This window comes from Algoriphagus halophilus (assembly GCF_900129785.1).
Classification (GTDB): domain Bacteria; phylum Bacteroidota; class Bacteroidia; order Cytophagales; family Cyclobacteriaceae; genus Algoriphagus; species Algoriphagus halophilus.
In genome coordinates, this window is sequence record NZ_FSRC01000001.1 from 267,597 (window position 1) to 285,189 (window position 17,593).

A 17,593-nucleotide genomic window follows, 5' to 3' on the forward strand; every position below is an offset into this window, starting at 1 on the left:
TAAATCAGGTAGATAAAGCCTTTTCTACAGCGTTTTTTACAGTTTCATATTTTTTCTTTAAAGCTATTTTCTCCTCTTCATTAAAAGCACAAAGCGGAAGGGCTAGTATTCCTTGGCACAATCCTTCAAATGAAAGTGAAGCTTTTAGTCCTTTCAAATAATTGGATTGGTAGGTGCCATGACTATATAGGTTTTTGCTTAGAAATTGAACTGTCTCATTGTAAAGCTTGATCTTTTCCAAATCTTGGTATTCAATCGCCTCAAAGAGTTTTACATACAAGGCAGGAAATAAATTGGCGCCTCCGCTTACGCCTCCATGGCCTCCCATATTCATAGTTTCTACGAGAACCTCTTCAGGTCCTACCAAAACAGTAAATTCAGGATCCTCACGAAAATTATCGCAGAGGCTTTCAAAATAGGTTAAATCACCAGAGCTATCTTTAATCCCTATAATATTCGGGTGCTTGGATAAGCTCATCACAGTTTCTAATTCCAGTTTAATTCCTGTATGGGATGGCATATTGTATAGGTACAAAGGCAACTCTACGTCGTCAGCAAGTTTGGAGAAATAGTAGACCAATTCATCTTGTTCCACATTCATATAAAAGGGATTTGTGGCTACTAGAATATCAGCCCCAGCGTTTTTTGCAACTTCAGCTAATCCCAAACTTTCTTCAAAGGAGCAGTCCGTAATCCCCACTAAAACAGGAACCCGATGATTAACCAGTCGACAACTTTGCTCGATGAGCTTCTTCTTGACTATGGAACTGATACTTGGGAATTCACCGGTGGTTCCCAAAATAAAAATGCCATGAATTCCACCGGAGATCATATGCTCTAGAAGGAGAGAAAGACTCTTTTCATCGAGCGAAAAATCCGGATGGAGAGGAGTGATCATAGGAGGGATAATCCCTCGAAATGGCTTTGGAATAGGCATGATAAAGATTTGTGAGTTGTTTATTCAAGGGTAAGTGCAACGTACTTAACTTTCTCTCGATTATAGGTATAAGTCAAGTGAACGGTACCATCTTTCGCTTGAATGATGGCAGGATAGCTAAACTCACCTTTTGGTTGATCCTCTAAAACATGGATTTCTTCCCAATTCATCCCATCGCGAGACATCATCAATGAAAGTTTATTTCTGCCTTCTTTGATAGGATTACACAATAACAATTGAATTCCGTTTTGAAGGGTTACCGCATCAATTCCTGAGTTGTTATGAACCAAGCCTGTAGATTCTATGGTAGACCAGGATTTACCCCCATCGGATGACCAAGTGGTGCCAATTACATGTTCCTGAGTTCGGGCCAATAGTTGGAGCTTGCCATTTGGATAAGATAAAATGGTAGGTTGGATGGCATGGAAATCTCCATTGTCAATTTCTATTTTTTTCCAGTCTTGTACATCCTTTGTTGTGGTTTCCACATGCATACTCCAAATGCCATTGGTTTCAAAGCTACTGGGATGAAGTAAAGTGCCATCTGGCAATAAAACAGATTTGTTTTTCACGGGACCGAGCATTCCTGGAGGAATCTGAACTGCTTTTGACCAGGTTTTTCCTCCATCATCTGATGTTTTATACAAGCCCCACCATTCTCTTGGATTGGGCCCTTCTTTATAGAAAAGCACGATTTGTCCGCTGTCTGGATTTCTATATAAAACAGGGTTCCAAGTTGGGTTTCTAAAGTCTTTATTTTCAATTCCGTCTGCAACTAGGACAGGAGTACTCCATGTATTGTCTTGGAGCATGGAAGTATAAATACTTACATCAGGATGCCGCTCGTATTGTCCACCAAACCAAGAAGCGAGAATTCCTTCTGGTGTTTCTACCAAAGTGGAGGCGTGACAAGAAGGAAAAGGAGCCGTTTCATAGATGAATTCGGACTTTAAAATTTTGACCTCGATACTGTCCTTCGGAAAAAGTAAGGAGTTAAAAGTTGCGAATAAAAAAAGGCTCAAGAGGTATGGCATGAATGAATAATTTAAGTGAGGTTGATTTGGAGTTTAAGCTAACAAAAAGCAATAAAAAGTTAAAAGAACTATCTTGTACTCACCTGAATTTACTTGCTATTCAGGTCGATGAAATCCATGAAATGCTGCCAGTCTTCCAAGGTTAATCCATGTTCCCCTTCTCGGATATGATAGCCCGCATGTTCTTGGTGAATTGGGGCTTGAACATTTTCAAAATCCTCTGGAAACGACACAGACTGTTTGTAAATATCCGAATATATTCTACTTCCAATTTGCATAGAAAGATATTCGCCTTTTGGATCTGCCCAAAGATCTCCTTTGGCACTTGAAATATAAATAGCTCTTGGCGCGATGAGCATGGCAAGCATATGTTGATCTATGGGAAGTAATTCTTCATGGTTATTGTAATTTTTGAAATTGTCATTAAACCAATGCGGAAATGAATGATTGATGATGGTAACTGTTTCGCCAAATTTTCGGCGGGAAAGGGCTGCTCCCCCACATCCAGATTCATTGGATATGACCACTGCCCATCTGGGATCATTGGCACCAGTCCATAAGGCAGTTTTGCCCGAACGAGAGTGACCTACTATCGTTGCCTTTTTTGCATCTATCAAAGGTTCTTGCATAAAATAGTCCATGGCTCTCATGGCTGCCCAACCCCAGGCTCCAAATGTTCGCATGCCAGCAGGGTTTTCTAGCTCCTCCGGATAGAGGGTCGAGAGAATCCCTTGAGTGAACCTTTCTGCATCATCTGGTGCAACCGTTTCGCCATGGAAAGATGCTGTTGCAAATCCTCTGCTTACCAATTCTTCTACCGGCCAATAACCATCTTCTGCGATTCTTCCATCCTCATATGTTGCTCGATGATTGATTAAAAGAATAATTGGGGCAGGTGTATTGCTGGACTTCGGAAAAAACACATTGAGACGCATGGTATGGGATTTCCCATTTCTACTAACAGAAATATCAAGCTCTTTAAAAAGGGTTGTTTCTGGAAAAGGGTTGGGATTCTCTGAAACTTCTTCATAGGAAAAAGAATCGAAATCAGTTGGGATCCCACCATAGACTTCATGGGTAAAAGCTTTCAAAATTTCAGGCCTTCGAATACCTTCCCAGTCTGAGACATTGTTGATGATTTTTCCATGTTCGCTGACAAAAGGATCTGGTAAACTTAATGAAGGGACTTTACTTTCATCTTCATTCACTTTTTGCTGTGCCATGAGAATTGGGTTTTGTACAAGGAATAGGAGAGAGACAACTAAAATTGGTTTGAGCATCTTGTTTTATTTTGAACTGGCACTGGTCAAATGTTCAGGAACGAAGTCTTCGAATGGATAAGTCCTTGGTAAAACTTCAACTCCACTGGTTACCTTCATGGGAGCTTCTCCTGCAAAAGTGACCTCCATGAAATACGCTTGATAGCCATTATCTGGCTGTTTCATTTGATATTGATAATGGCCCCCTTCTTTGGATTCCAGGTTAATAGAACTCCAGTTTGGACCAAAAACATCCACTCTGAAATCTCGGGCTTCTTCATTGGTAGCAGTCCATACTTTTACAGAAATAGGTTGGTTCTTAGGGTCTGCCTGAAAGCTAATAAACTCATCTTCAATCGCCCATTGGTAGCTTGGTCTTGTATGTTGATTTAAAACAGAAGAATAAAAAGAAATCATATTGGGCAAAGCATCCGATTTACTCAAATCATGCCCAAAATTTGGAACGTATTGCAGGTGTTTTTCTCCTTTTAAATCATTCCAATAAAATTCCCAGCTATCCGGTTGGAAAAACTGATCTCCAGCTGCATTGATTAGGAGCTTTGGCATATCCAGGTCAGATAAGAATGAATAAGGTTCTGTGATTTCCAATAATCGGTCAAACTCAGGTGTTCCCATCCATTCCATCACTCCCTCTCTTACATAATCATTAACCGCAGGTGCCCAAAAACCGTAATTTTTCCAATGATGTTTAAATGAGGGTTCTAAATTTAACATATCTATAACGATTGGGACAATTGCTACTACCCGATCATCTACAGCTCCAGTAGTCCAGGTAGTCCAGCCTCTTTTGGAAGCTCCAGCTACCACATATTTTTGGAGGTTCTTATCATAATAGGTTTTTACAAGTTCTGAGGTAGCATCCATCGCCAGTTTGACTGCTTTGGTCATCGGCAGTCTAGCAAGCCAAATTGCATCTTCATCTTTTGCCCCTCCTTCCAGAAACTTTTTCCATCCGTAGGAAATAATCTCGTCCTCATACCGCTCTCCAAAACTGTCATTGGCAAAGGTCAGCGGCTGAAATGGAATGTTGTGCACCTGTGCTACTATTGAATTGGTTTGAGTAGCTGCGGCAAGAATAAGTTCATCTGGGGCTAGAGGCATGTTGGTGTTGGTACTTCCACCGCCTACCCACATCATCCCGGTTTCATAGGGTGTATCTCTTGGGACCACCACTGAAATCCAATGCCACCATTCAGTTTTGTCCACCAGGTCCGGCGTCAACCAATGTTGTGAGGTCATTTTTAAAACATGGTAATCGTAATCAGTACCAGTGACCGTTTGAACCACCTCAAATCCATAAGTGCTATCAGCGGCCATCACATACTCTTTGAGGATGTTTTCTTTTTTTTGTGGGGGAGTTGTTTTTGTTTCAACCGGCTGTTCACATGAAGTTATGAACAGCAATAGGAAGAAAGCAAAAATGTATGAATTTCGGACAGTAGGAAAAAAAATACACATGCAGGGTTGGGTTTTTGTTATTGGTCTAAAATCTAATGATTTATGCGGGGATGAACAATCTAGATTTCCCGAAACTTGAAAGTAGTTCACAAATCCCACTTCCAATTATTGGGTTGATTGGAAATATTCGTCTAATTTTTACCTCCTTTTTGAAGATATGGACTACTGATCCTATGGAATAATTTCCGGTATGGGTAGTCTTTAATAGTGAACTAAAACCTTCCATATATCCATTAGAGAGTTGGATGCATGGGAAAAACAATAAACCATGAAAAGAAGATCTGCCGTAAAGGCGATGGCTTTAAGCTCCATTACACCTTTATTTTTTCCGCAAGGATTTACAGGTATCACCAAGCTGTTAGGCCCCACGAAAACTGCTTTTAAAAGCAATTGGGAAAATTGGCCAACTATGAAATGGATTGGTCCTGAATTTTGGGGGAACAGGCTACAAGATTGGGAATTAGTGGATGGAAAAGCCTGTGCAGTGATTTCTGCTCCAAATCGTGCCTTACATATTTTAACCCACCAATTAGGAGAAGACCTTAGCGATTTTAATCAGGCGGTTACCCTCCATTGGGAGAACTCTGAATTGATAAATCATTCTGAGGCATATGTAGGTTTCCGATTAGGAGCAAAAGGGAGATTCCCGGACTACCGATCAGCAGCTGTTTTTGGGGAAGGACTTGACTTAGGAGTGAATGGGGAAGGAAAAGTATTTATAAGGGAACAACGTTCCAATGAGAAATTAGATTTGAATCAACCTATTTTGCTTAGCCTAAAAGCAGAATACCTAGGGAATAAGTATACCCTGACATTGCATGCCAAACAAAATGAGCTGGAGGTAAAAGTCGTTGACTCTGAGTTGGAATCAGCAAGTTTAGTGGGAAATATCGCTTTAGTAGCTCATTGTCCATCCGATTTAGGAAGTGAAAAACCACTGGTTTCATTTGGTGACTGGATGTTTAGTGGGGATAAAATTGAAGAGTATGCCGACCAGCTATTTGGACCAATTTGTTTTGCTCAATATACATTGCATGAGGGATTGTTGAAAATGACGGCCCAGTTAGCTCCGGTGGAAGAGATTGAAGGGATCAACATCTCCTTGCAGATAAAGAATGGAATGCAATGGGAGACACTCCAGGAAGCAGACTTGGATCCAATCGGGAGAATAGCCCAATTCAGGATTCCTGAATGGAGACACCGTGAAACGATTCCTTATAGAGTTCATTTGGAAGTCCCTCTAAAAAACAATATTCAAGATTTTGATTACTATGGTGAAATCGCCAAAGAACCAGAGTCAAAAGAAAATTTAAAAGTCGCGGTATTTAGCTGTAATGCCGATCATGGATTTCCTGACCAAGAAGTTTCTTACCATGTCAACAAGCATCAACCTAACATGACATTGTTTCTTGGAGATCAGTTTTATGAGGGAACTGGAGGTTTTGGAATTCAAACGGACCGTATTGAAAAATCAAGCTTAGATTACCTTCGAAAATGGTACATGTTTGGATGGTCCTATCGGGATATTTTCAGAAGAATCCCTACCGCTTTTATCCCAGATGATCATGATGTGTATCATGGAAATGTATGGGGAGAAGGAGGTGAACATGCTCCTACCGACGAAGGCTGGGGTTATGTAGCACAAGACCAAGGAGGTTATAAAATGTCGCCCCAGTGGGTTAATATGGTCCAAGCCACACAAACCAGCCATTTGCCAGATCCATTTGATCCAAGACCTGTCAAACAAGGAATCAACGTTTATTATACTGACTGGAATTATGGCGGAGTGAGTTTTGCGATTTTAGAGGATCGGAAATTCAAATCTGCACCTAAAAATGTTCTTCCTGCTGAGGCAAAAGTTCAAAACGGATTTATTCAAAATACGGAATTTGACATTAAAAAATATTACGATATCGATGCAGAGCTCTTAGGTAAAAGACAAATGGATTTTCTTGAAAGATGGGCCGAGGACTGGGGAGCTAATATTCAAATGAAAGCGGTTTGTTCACAGACTAATTTCTGTACGGTAGCGACCCTTCCGGAAGGAAGCATTATTGATGAAATTGTGCCAAGACTGCCTATTCCAGAAAAAGGAGAGTATGTGGAGGGAGATGCACCAACTTCTGATATGGATTCCAATGGTTGGCCACAAAAAGGTAGAGATGAAGCCTTGAGGACCATTCGTAAAGCCTTTGCTTTACATATTGCGGGAGATCAGCATTTGGCAAGTACCGTTCATTATGGGGTAGACGAATTTAGGGATTCTGGTTATGCATTTGCCGGTCCTGCTCTTAATAACTTATGGCCAAGAAGATGGTGGCCGCAAGTTTCTGCTGGCCATCAACCCATTCCTGGGAAAAATAAGAATACTGGAGATTTTATAGATGGCTTTGGGAATAAAATGACGATTCATGCAGTGGCGAATCCTTATAAAACCGGCTTTGAACCATCAAGAATCTATGACCGGGGAACAGGGTATGGCATTATTACGTTTAATAAAGCTGATCGAAAGATAAAAATTGAATGCTGGCCAAGAAATGTAGATCCGATAGCAAATCCATCTGGTCAATATGAAGGCTGGCCAATTGAGATCAGTCAGGAAGATAATTATGCCAGAAAAGCATTCGGGTATTTGCCGGAAATTCAGGTGAAAGGTGCAGTAAATCCCCTGCTTCAGGTTGTGAATGAAAGCACTGGAGAACTCGAATATGCGATTCGACTCAATTCTACTAGTTTAAAGCCAAAAGTATTTTCAGAAGATACTTTCACAGTAAATCTCTTGGATGCTGATTCGGGGAAGAAAATTTCTATGGGACAATTAAAAATTTCTAAAGGAGGTGAATCCCCTCTATTGTTTGATTTTGCTTAACAGTTGGTGTAAGATTTTGCCCCCAATGACCTGTGTTATTGGGGGCTGTTTTTTTATCCTTTAGGAGGCCAGTTCTTTTTGATTTCTTAAAATTTTCAAAATTGGTTTTTTCATCTCCTCGCTTTGTTCCAGATCATAAGATTGGGTAATAAATAGACCTAAAGAGATCAATGCGAGATTTTTGATGATGTATTGTCCAACCAAGGTGGGGGTAAACCAGGTCTGCCATATTTCCTCCGTCAATACCAATACCGGGAGAAAAGTAGTAGCCATATGGAAGAACAACAGGTATAAGGCTACTTTACTGAGTTTTGGGAAAAGCCAAAGAATGCCTAACAAACATTCAAATATTCCAAACCCCATGCAAAACAGGGAGAAATCAAACCAGGTGCCTAGGGTTTCTTGGAAGAGGTTTTCAACCAATGCCTCTGCGGGAGATAATCCAAAAACCTTTAAGATCCCGAACCAGAAATAAATGATAAAAAGGGAGAAGCGACCAATTTGTGATGTGATTTTCATGGGTATATTGTTTAGAATGGTGAAACCTAAACTTTCCCAATGAGGCATCCAATGACAAAAATCAGTTTTTGAATTTTTCTTTGCTTAATAATTATAAGTGATGAAGGAAGGTGCTTTCACAAAATTGTCTGATTTTCTAAATCGAAGGTTTTGGCGTAGTTTGAAGGAAAACTTAGAGCTTCCAAATTCATCCTCGGGAATATAGGTGCCTCTTAATTCGATGGTGCCAAAAATCAGGTTTTCATTTCTAATCCTAAGTCCTGTACTGAACCCATAAAATTGGTAAGAGGATTGGATACATGCTTGGCAATTTAAGGTAGCAGCATTTAGGGAAATAAAAGGAGCGATACGGAAACCAATCAAGGACCAAGGAGTATAGAGTGCTGACTCAATTCTTACAGAATATCGTTCATCAGCCTCAATTTCCCTCACTCGCAGTCCTGGTACCAATTCAGAATATATCTCAAGCCAATTATTAGCATACCTGTTAAACAGTTTCGTGTAAGTTAAACCTGCAGCATTTCTAAGCTTGTAATTTCCCAATGAAAAGACCCTGGTGAAGAAAGAAATGGTGGAATAAATTACCCCGTCTTCAAGACTGGAATTTTTTACGAAGGTGCCTGTGTTGATGCCCATTTCGTAAAAACTTCCTGATTCAAAAACTCCTTTGTAATTGAGCTCTAAAGCTGCATAAGGTTTACTGGCTCCCAGTCTTCTAACCCATCCTATGGTGGGAGTGATAGTATACCCGTAGGGAACATCCTCAGTTCTTCCGAATCCAAAGATGTACTGTGTCTTATAGAAATCCCGTTTGTAAAAAGTCAAGGCAGCCAAGACTCCGTTAATGTTATTGTAATTGTTTTCCTTGTAGAACCCCTCTTGATCTGGCTTATCAATAAAATACCCGTCAAAAACCCTGGCAGCTAAAAATGTACGACTTCTTTTTTCTATGGGTTTATGTATGCCAAAATTATAGCCTATCCAAAAATCGGCTAAGTTGTAATGATAGTCCAGAAATACTGAATCAGGTCTCGAATAGACATTTCTAGACCAGTTTTTACTCCATTGACCTCCTCCAGCCAGTCTGGAATAAGGAGATACCAGTTTACGGTCTATTTTTATCCCAGTAGCAAATTCCTTTTCATCCCCATATGAAAAACCAGTGTTCAGTTGTGTATAGAAGATTTCCAAATCCGCAAAACTTCCAAGAAAACTAGTTTTTTCAAAAGTGGTACTAAACCCTGTCCTAGGTTTTCTGTCTGGATCAAATAGCATAGTGACCTCCAGTCTTTGGCCACGACCATCCAGATTAGCATCATATAATGTAAATTTTGGTGCGGTTGGGATGCTCCCCCCTATGTTCATCCCTATACTAAATACATCCCTGGTGACTACTGTGATATCGACCGAATCAGTTTCTTCAACAGGAGTAATGACAAACCTTGATTCCAGAATAAATTCCTGATTTCGTAAATGCCGCTCATTGTCTCCGAGTTTATAGGGATTAATTTTTTCATTGGGGCGGATAAATAAATTTTGCCGAATAGTTTTCTCTCGGGTGTTGGTATGAAGTTTATTGGCAGTCCTACCAATTTTTTGCACGATGGGCTTTTCATTTCCATAGATAGATTTTTCAAACCCAATACTTTGGACATAGATATTTCGGATGATATTTCCAGAGTAGGGTAGAAAACGTTCATCACTTTCTTCGAGCAAGACACTATCACTCCCAGTCCTGGAAATCAGTTTTATTCCTTCCTCCAGTGCTTTTTTTGAAACAGAGGTCTTAGTACTATCCTTTTTGTCTTGGGCTTTAACCTGAGCGCAAATAAGGAATGAAAAAACAAGTATGATGAAAGCCCTCAAGATTTCAATTTCGGATTAGTATGTTTTGGATAATTTACAAAAATACTAGGAGATTATATCTTTCTATTTTTTAGCCAATTGGAAGAGTGGAATATAAAATAAGTTTAGAAAGGCTCACAGGATTACCATTACCAAGAAATGGATTTAAAGAGTATTTCAGTGTAGTCATTCCTCTCATAAATGATGCCTACCAGATTATCGCTGATTTCTACCAAATCACTATATCCTGTGTAAGAAGAATTGCCGGGATCTTCTACACCATCAATTAAAAGTGATTTAGACCAGGTTTTACCTAGATCATCACTGAATTTTAGGCTCAGGTTATTTCGATGCGCCGGATCGGAATTATTGGAATGAATTAAAGTAAAGGTTCCTTTAGAATCCCTCATGGAAATGATGGATCCCTGGCAAACAGGATCTGGTAGCTGTTCCTCAAAATATGCCTCATCCCAGGTTTTTCCTCCATCCGATGAATAAGCAAGGATTCGCTGACGGATGTCTCCTTTTTGGTTTCTCACACTCATGATCATTCGATCATTAGGAAGTTCGGCAGCGATGGATTCGTTGGATCCAGGGATTTTGACCGACTCAGAAATTTCAAATGTTTTGCCATGGTCATCTGTAAAAAAGCCATGGGCTTGGTATTCAGAAAAACCCTCTTGGGGATCACCTTTTGAATGATTGGCAGCTACAAAAATTCTTCCTTTGTATTTGCCTTCCTGAAATTGAAATGCATGTCCTGGAGTATTTGCATAATGCCTCCAGTCCTCTGGGAAGTTGTAATCTGAATTGAAAGAGGGATTATTCGGTTTGTGTGTTTGAAGGGTGATATTTTGGGGCTCCTCCCAGGTTTTTCCAAGATCGTAAGATTTCATCACCCAAACTTCTCTTACGCCTCGGCCCATCCGAATATCATATTCATGGTTATTTCCTGTATTATAAAACAAATACACCACCCCATCAGGGTAGTTGGGATCAAACCTATCCACTACAGGAGCAGGATTTCCAGCCTGTAAAGAATCATAATCCACCAAAATCTCTAATGAAGACCAAGTTTTTCCAAAATCTTTGCTTCGTTTTAATACCAGGTTCACATCTCCATAATCATCACTGCCATTGACCCGCCCTTCCGCAAAAGCTAAAAGTTCTTGGTTTGGCAAGGAAATGATTGCGGGTATTCTATAAATTTTATGCCCTTCAGTGCCTCCCTTGAACACCATACTGTTAATCTGAGAGTGACCTTGAAAATGAATTACTAAAAAGATTACTGTGAAAAAGGAAATAAATCGAGTCATAGGAATTATTCTTAAAAGATTAGACGAAAATATAATTTTCTTTTCTTTGAGTCAGTTGATCTTGAAAATTATGATAAGATTACAGCTGTTTTATATGATTGTTATGATCAGTGATTAGAAAGGTTCGAAGGATTTTGAACTGAAAATTAAAGCTATTTTTGAGCATGAATAAAGCCAGTTTGATTTTTACCATTTTGTTTTTTGCCTATTCCATTTCGGTTTTAGCGCAACAGGAATCCGATTTTAACATCCATTCTCATAACGATTATTTACAAAAAGCGCCTTTTTGGGAAGCTTTTGGAGCAGGAGCGTCCTCTATAGAAGTAGATGTGATTTTGCAGGATGGTCAACTGATGGCAGCTCATGAAAAAGAAAGTATTCATCCCTCAAAAACCATACAGAGCTTGTATTTGGATCCCATTAGGGAAGGACTTCAAAATGGGGTGATTGAGGAAATCAACTTTCATTTGCTGGTAGACCTGAAAACATCTGCCTTGCCCACCTTAGAGGTATTGCAAGAGATCATGAAAGGTTATCAGGACCTGGCTTATAGTAGTGATCACCCAAAAGGTTTGAAATTGATTATTTCAGGAAATAGGCCTGATGTGGGAGCGTATGCCAGTTACCCGGAATGGATGTTTTTTGACTACCAAAGCAAGGAATTAACTCAGGAGCTCCCTTGGTCCAAAATCGGAATGGTGAGTTTGAGTTTTAGACAGTTTTCGATTTGGAATGGAAAAGGAAGGATGGTGGAAGAGCAACGAGTGGGGCTTCAGAAATTTATTGACTTGGTTCATTCCTTCCATAACTCCGTTAGATTTTGGGGTACACCAGATTCCAAAACAGCTTGGAAGGCTTTCTACGAAATGGGGGTTGATTTTATCAATACCGATCATCCCTATGAAGCCCAACAGTATTTGAAAAACTTAACTTCTACAGTCTATCAGAATCCTACTATTCAACCAACTTACACGCCAAAATTTGAATTGGATGGAGTGGAGTCGCCAGTTCAAAATATTATTCTAATGATTGGAGACGGGAATGGTTTGGCGCAGATATCGTCTGCACTATTTGCTAATGGAAATGCGTTGACCCTGACCAATCTTAAAAAAATAGGATTAGTTAAAACTCAGGCTGCGGATGATTTTACGACAGACTCTGCTGCAGGTGCCACCGCTTATGCTACAGGTCAAAAAACCAATAACAGAGCATTGGGGCTTGGTCCTAATGGGGAGGTTTTAGTGAATATACCGGACATTTTGGAAGATTATGGGTTCAATAGTGGGATCATCACGACTGATCAATTGACGGGTGCTACCCCCGCATCTTTTTATGCGCATCATCCAGAAAGAGATGATTCAGAGCAAATCGCTGCCTATCTATCAAAAAGTAAATTAGACTTATTTATAGGTGGGGGAAGTGAGAATTTTTCAAATGAAATCAACCATTTAAATCAGGCAGGTTTTACAATCATAGAAGACTTCAACTCGGTAGGTATGGAGAGGGTGGGTTATTTTGCCGCTACTGGTTCTTTGCCAAAAATGCTAGAGGGAAGAGGGGATTACTTAAAAAAGAGTACTGGTTTTGCCTTCGATTTTTTTGAGGAAAAAAAAGCTCCATTTTTCTTGATGATTGAAGCTGCGAATATTGATTCCGGGGGCCATTCGAATAGTACTTCTACCATTATTTCTGAAATGTTAGATTTTGATCAAACGATTGGGAAAGTATTGCAATTTGCGGATGAGCATCCAGGTACCTTAGTAATCATTACTGCGGATCATGAAACTGGAGGTGTTTCTATCCCCCAAGGTGATATTGCAAATGCTACTCTTGAATTAGCTTTTCATTCCGATGACCATACTGGAATCATGGTTCCGATTTTTGCATATGGTGCGCATTCCAGTGATTTCATAGGGGTATATGAAAACACGGAAGTGTTTGCCAAAATCTTGGGGCTGGTCAAGAAGTACCACCAGAGATAAGCAAATATTACCTTCTTCCTACCAAGTTGAAAGGAAGCATGAAGATATTTCTGACCAGGTCAAACGAAAGGTCTACTGCAAATCCTAGTAATCTAAAGGGTAATAAGAGTAACCAAACAATTGGGTACAGAATTAAAGCGATGATTGCCAAAGGCCAGCAAAGAACAAATAAGATGCACCAAAGTAAGAAGCTAAGCATGTGTTGATAGTATAGTTTTCATCAATTTTGCAAAATATGTTCCATCTAAAAAAACGGCTCAATTTTGTCTGTCTTGAGGGTTAACCGAAAAACCCTGTTTCAAAACCGTACATGTAAAACATGGAAACGGACATCAATGGGGTAGGGGCGCAAAGAAGGGACTTGAACTAAATAGGTAATAAATAGTTTGTAGGATTTTTTGTTTTTTAAGTTATTGAAAATCAATAAAATAAGTTTTTTAAAAATAGGATTCGTAAATACTAAAGCCTAATTTTAGGATAAGTTTTTGAATGGTAAGGAGCTTCTATAAAATTAATTATTAATGTATTAATAATTAATATTTTTCTAAATTGATCTTAGTCAGAATAAAAATTTGCTCTATTGTATTAGATAATTATAAAAATTGGCTAAAAGTGATTTTTGCATGTTTAAAATTGCATTTTGATTTCTTTTTTAGAGTTTTTTCTCTAGCCAAAAACATTGTTTGCAACCTTGTCTAATTATTGTGGATTGTATTTGATATTGGCAGGTTTCATTTTTTGAATGTACAGCCAAGTTTTCAGAGCTAATTTTTTTCAGCATTAACCCTTAAGAGTGATTTCTTGTGAATCTGTTTTCAGTAGGATAAACAATCGTATCTAGGTGAACTGATTTTTATGTAAAAAGTAAAATTAATTGTTTTAAAAATTTAAATAAACTGCCTATTGACTAGATAAAAGCCTTTCAAAGTGCTTTGAAATTCGAGAGAATTCATCAAAGCTACCTGCTCATCTGACTTTGAAAATTGTCAGGTATCAATTGATATAACCACATAATAACCCCCAAGTACCATGGAAAAAAAATTACTTAGACTACTATTAAGGATGTCTAAAGGAGCACTACAGGTGTTCGTAATTCAGCTGATTTTTACTTCGATGCTACATGCAAATGCTGTAGGATTGGATCAAAAAGACATCGAGGGAGGGAAAAACCCTCCAGCAATTGTAATGACCTCAGAAGGAGTTCCAAAAACTTCGACTTCAGAAGAACATTCTGATAATTTTTTCTTGAATCCAGAAATGGTCACAGTTACGGGTACCGTACGAGATGAGACAGGACTCCCTTTACCCGGAGCAACCATTTCTGTAGCGGGCACGACCAGTGGTACAGTAACCAATGTTGATGGAGAGTATTCAATAAATGTATCTGAAAATGCAGAATTGATATTCTCCTACATTGGATATACACCACAAAGGATTACCGTAGGAACCCAAACGGTCATTGATGTGACCTTGCAACCAGATGCCACTGCCTTAGAAGAGGTAGTTGTAATTGGTTATGGTACTACCAAAAGAAGTGATTTAACTGGTTCGGTCGGATCTGTTGATGCGGAATCCCTTCAAGAACGACCTGCTTCTTCCCTGAACCAAGCCATGGCAGGCAGGATTGCTGGTGTTCAAGTAAATAACAACTCCGGTAGACCGGGAGGAAGAACCACTGTTAGAATCAGGGGATTCAGCTCAATTAACTCCTCTAACAACCCCTTGTATGTAATTGATGGGGTGCAAATGCCAGTAGGAACGTTGGACCAGCAAAGTAGTGCCATTGATTATATCAATCCAAATGATATTGTCTCTGTAGAAGTTCTGAAAGATGCTTCATCCACAGCAATTTATGGATCTAGAGGAGCCAATGGGGTGATTTTGATCACCACCAAAAAAGGAAAATCTGGACAGGGTACTGTTACCTATAATGTGGATTTAAGCGTGCCTGTTATTGGACCGAATAGACCAGAGGTCTTGAATGCAGCGCAGTATTTGGCGGTGGAGGATCTTGCTTGGGCTAATATGGAAAAGTATGATCCAGAAGGATGGGCTGCGGGAAAATGGGCTTATTTGAACCCTGCTTTACGAAGAACAGACCCTAGGATTTTTGATAGCCAGGGGAATCCACTTTACGATACGGATTGGTTAGAGGAAACCACCCAAAATAAACTGTCCCAAAACCATCAATTGGGTTTTACCGGAGGGAATGACCGAACCACGTATTCCCTTTCACTAGGTTACCGAGATGATCAAGGATTGGTAAAAACTTCTTATCTAAAAAGATACTCGACCAGATTTACCATTGATGATCAAGTAAAGCCCTGGCTAAAAGTGGGGGGTAGTCTTAGCTACAATAACCAGTCTGAAAATTTGGTGGATGTGAGTGATGCAGTAGCAAGACAAATGGTGGAAGACTTCCCATTCTTGCCGGTTCGTTATGAGGATGGAACCTTCGCCAATAACAGGGATTATCCTTTTGCAGAAGGAACCATGAGTTCCATGCATAGACTTTATGGTAGAAAGTATATTCTGAACACACAAACCACTTTGGGAAGCTTGTATACAAATATCAAGTTCTCAGATGCTTTGGAAATGAGAACTGCTTTGGGTGTCAATATTCTTACTCAGGAAAACAACCGATCTGAAACCAGAACTTTAGCGATAGGTCAAAGTGGTACAGCTTCTAAGAGTATGTTTAAAGACACATTTTGGTCATTGGAAAATTACTTGACCTATAACAAAATCTTCAAGGATAGACACTCCGTGAATGCTTTGTTGGGGATATCGTGGCAGGAGTCTAATTATACTGCGATGAGTGCCAGTATCCAGAACTTTTCTACCGATTATTTCTTATACAATAATTTAGGTGCTGGTAGCCAATTGCCAAGAGTAGGATCCGGCGCTTCCAGAGAAGCTTTGAATTCTTATTTTGCCAGAGTGAACTATATTCTGGATGATAAATATTTGTTCACTTTCACAGGTAGAGCTGATGGTTCGTCCAAATTTGGTGAAAACAATAAGTACGCATTTTTCCCTTCTGCGGCATTGGCCTGGAGAGTTTCTGAGGAGGGTTTCCTCCAAGGAAATCAAACCATTTCCAACTTGAAAATCAGAACAAGTTATGGCTTAACAGGTAATTCAGAAATTCCACCTTATTCTTCTTTATCACTTTTGAGCTCCAATTATTCTGCTATTTACAATGAAACACAAATAGGGGGTACTGGGATCAACAGACTTTCCAACCCAGATTTGAAATGGGAAAAAACTGCACAGACTGATTTTGGAGTAGAATTGGGAATGTTCAATAACAGATTGAACGTAGAAGTAGACTTGTATTACAGAAAGACCACTGATATGCTTCTGGATTCTCCTGTTCCTCAAACGAGTGGTTATGCAACGATTCGTAGAAACGTTGGATCAATGGAAAACAAAGGGATCGAGTTCACACTTAATTCTGTAAACGTTGATCGAGAGCACTTCAGTTGGAATACTTCTTTTAACCTGTCTCTGAATCGGAACAAGGTACTTTCCCTGGCAACTCCAGCAGATATTTTCGGAGTTGGGGGACCTAACTTCACCAATCAGACCAATATCATCCGAGTAGGTGAGCCAGTAGGTTCTTTCTGGGGATTGGTAAGACTAGGTACATGGAGTGAGGCGGAAAGAGCAGAGGCTGCTGAATTTGTGAGTTATAGAAATGGACTGACCATACTTCCTGGTGATATCAAATATTTGGATGTCAATGGAGACAAAGCAATCAATGACTCTGATAGAATGATCATTGGGAACGGTAGCCCTGATTTCTGGGGTGCATTTTCCAATACAGTACGATTCTACAATTTTGATTTGACGGTAGAACTTCAATATAGTGTGGGGAATGATGTTTTGGATATGACGCTCCATCCAAGTGAAGACCGTCAGGCTTTGGCAAATAGTTATACTTCTGTATTGAATGCCTGGACTCCTGAAAATCAAAATACCATGATTGCAGAAATCAGGGATACAAGAGCTGGATATGTAACCAATGTGGATTCCCACTGGGTGAAAGATGGTTCCTTTTTAAGAGGTAGAAACTTGTTGATTGGATATAATTTCCCAATAAACGTGACGGAAGCTATCAAATTGAGCAGATTGAGAGCTTATGCCTCTGCACAGAACTTTTTCTTGCTTACAGGAAAGGATATTAATGGAGATCCTGAAACAACACCAATTAGAGGTGGAACCGGAAGTAATGTTTTCTCACAAGGGATGAACTGGCACAGTTACCCTAGACCTACGATTTTTATGTTCGGTCTACAAGTAACTCTATAATCCTTAATTACTTAAAGTGAAAATTCAAATGAAAAATAG

At 39.5% G+C, this 17,593-nt stretch carries 11 protein-coding genes; 3 read left to right on the forward strand and 8 right to left on the reverse strand.

Going from position 1 to position 17,593, the window contains the following annotated elements; all coding sequences use genetic code 11:
* Window positions 1-4: 4 nt before the first annotated feature.
* The 4 genes from BUR11_RS01205 to BUR11_RS01220 all read right to left on the reverse strand — a co-directional run bounded on the left by BUR11_RS01205 (window position 5) and on the right by BUR11_RS01220 (window position 4,709).
* Window positions 5-937 carry a dihydrodipicolinate synthase family protein gene (locus BUR11_RS01205; protein ID WP_074223024.1) on the reverse strand — a complete coding sequence of 311 codons (933 nt, stop codon included), beginning with the start codon at window positions 935-937 and terminating at the stop codon, window positions 5-7.
* Window positions 938-957: 20 nt separating this feature from the next.
* A complete protein-coding gene (locus tag BUR11_RS01210) occupies window positions 958-1,971 on the reverse strand; it encodes a sialidase family protein (protein WP_074223025.1) in 1,014 nt (337 codons plus the stop codon).
* An 89-nt stretch (window positions 1,972-2,060) separates the two neighbouring features.
* A complete protein-coding gene (locus BUR11_RS01215) occupies window positions 2,061-3,194 on the reverse strand; it encodes an alpha/beta hydrolase family protein (protein ID WP_234982039.1) in 1,134 nt (377 codons plus the stop codon).
* A 63-nt stretch (window positions 3,195-3,257) separates the two neighbouring features.
* Entirely contained in the window at window positions 3,258-4,709 is a 1,452-nt protein-coding gene (locus tag BUR11_RS01220) for a PhoPQ-activated pathogenicity-related family protein (protein WP_074223027.1), read from the reverse strand.
* A 268-nt stretch (window positions 4,710-4,977) separates the two neighbouring features.
* On the opposite strand from BUR11_RS01220, the gene BUR11_RS01225 reads away from it, so the two are divergent.
* On the forward strand, window positions 4,978-7,578 hold the full coding sequence (locus tag BUR11_RS01225) for an alkaline phosphatase D family protein (RefSeq protein ID WP_074223028.1): 2,601 nt from the start codon (window positions 4,978-4,980) through the stop codon (window positions 7,576-7,578).
* Window positions 7,579-7,638: 60 nt separating this feature from the next.
* Here the strand turns inward: BUR11_RS01225 and BUR11_RS01230 are convergent, their stop codons facing one another.
* From BUR11_RS01230 to BUR11_RS01240, 3 genes are all read right to left on the reverse strand, one after another.
* Window positions 7,639-8,097 (reverse strand): hypothetical protein, encoded by a 459-nt coding sequence (locus BUR11_RS01230; protein ID WP_074225047.1) that lies wholly within the window; start codon window positions 8,095-8,097, stop codon window positions 7,639-7,641.
* Window positions 8,098-8,181: 84 nt separating this feature from the next.
* Entirely contained in the window at window positions 8,182-9,963 is a 1,782-nt protein-coding gene (locus tag BUR11_RS01235; RefSeq protein ID WP_074223029.1) for a BamA/TamA family outer membrane protein, read from the reverse strand.
* Between the two features lie 128 nt (window positions 9,964-10,091).
* Window positions 10,092-11,258 (reverse strand): sialidase family protein, encoded by a 1,167-nt coding sequence (locus BUR11_RS01240; protein WP_074223030.1) that lies wholly within the window; start codon window positions 11,256-11,258, stop codon window positions 10,092-10,094.
* Between the two features lie 164 nt (window positions 11,259-11,422).
* Between BUR11_RS01240 and BUR11_RS01245 the strand changes: the two genes are divergently transcribed.
* On the forward strand, window positions 11,423-13,240 hold the full coding sequence (locus BUR11_RS01245) for an alkaline phosphatase (RefSeq protein WP_084560829.1): 1,818 nt from the start codon (window positions 11,423-11,425) through the stop codon (window positions 13,238-13,240).
* A 7-nt stretch (window positions 13,241-13,247) separates the two neighbouring features.
* Here BUR11_RS01245 and BUR11_RS01250 read toward each other — a convergent pair whose 3' ends face one another.
* Window positions 13,248-13,439: a hypothetical protein gene (locus BUR11_RS01250; RefSeq protein WP_074223031.1), complete on the reverse strand. Its 192-nt coding sequence runs from the start codon at window positions 13,437-13,439 to the stop codon at window positions 13,248-13,250.
* Between the two features lie 830 nt (window positions 13,440-14,269).
* Between BUR11_RS01250 and BUR11_RS01255 the strand changes: the two genes are divergently transcribed.
* A complete protein-coding gene (locus BUR11_RS01255) occupies window positions 14,270-17,554 on the forward strand; it encodes a SusC/RagA family TonB-linked outer membrane protein (protein WP_234982043.1) in 3,285 nt (1,094 codons plus the stop codon).
* The last annotated feature ends 39 nt before the right edge of the window (window positions 17,555-17,593 follow it).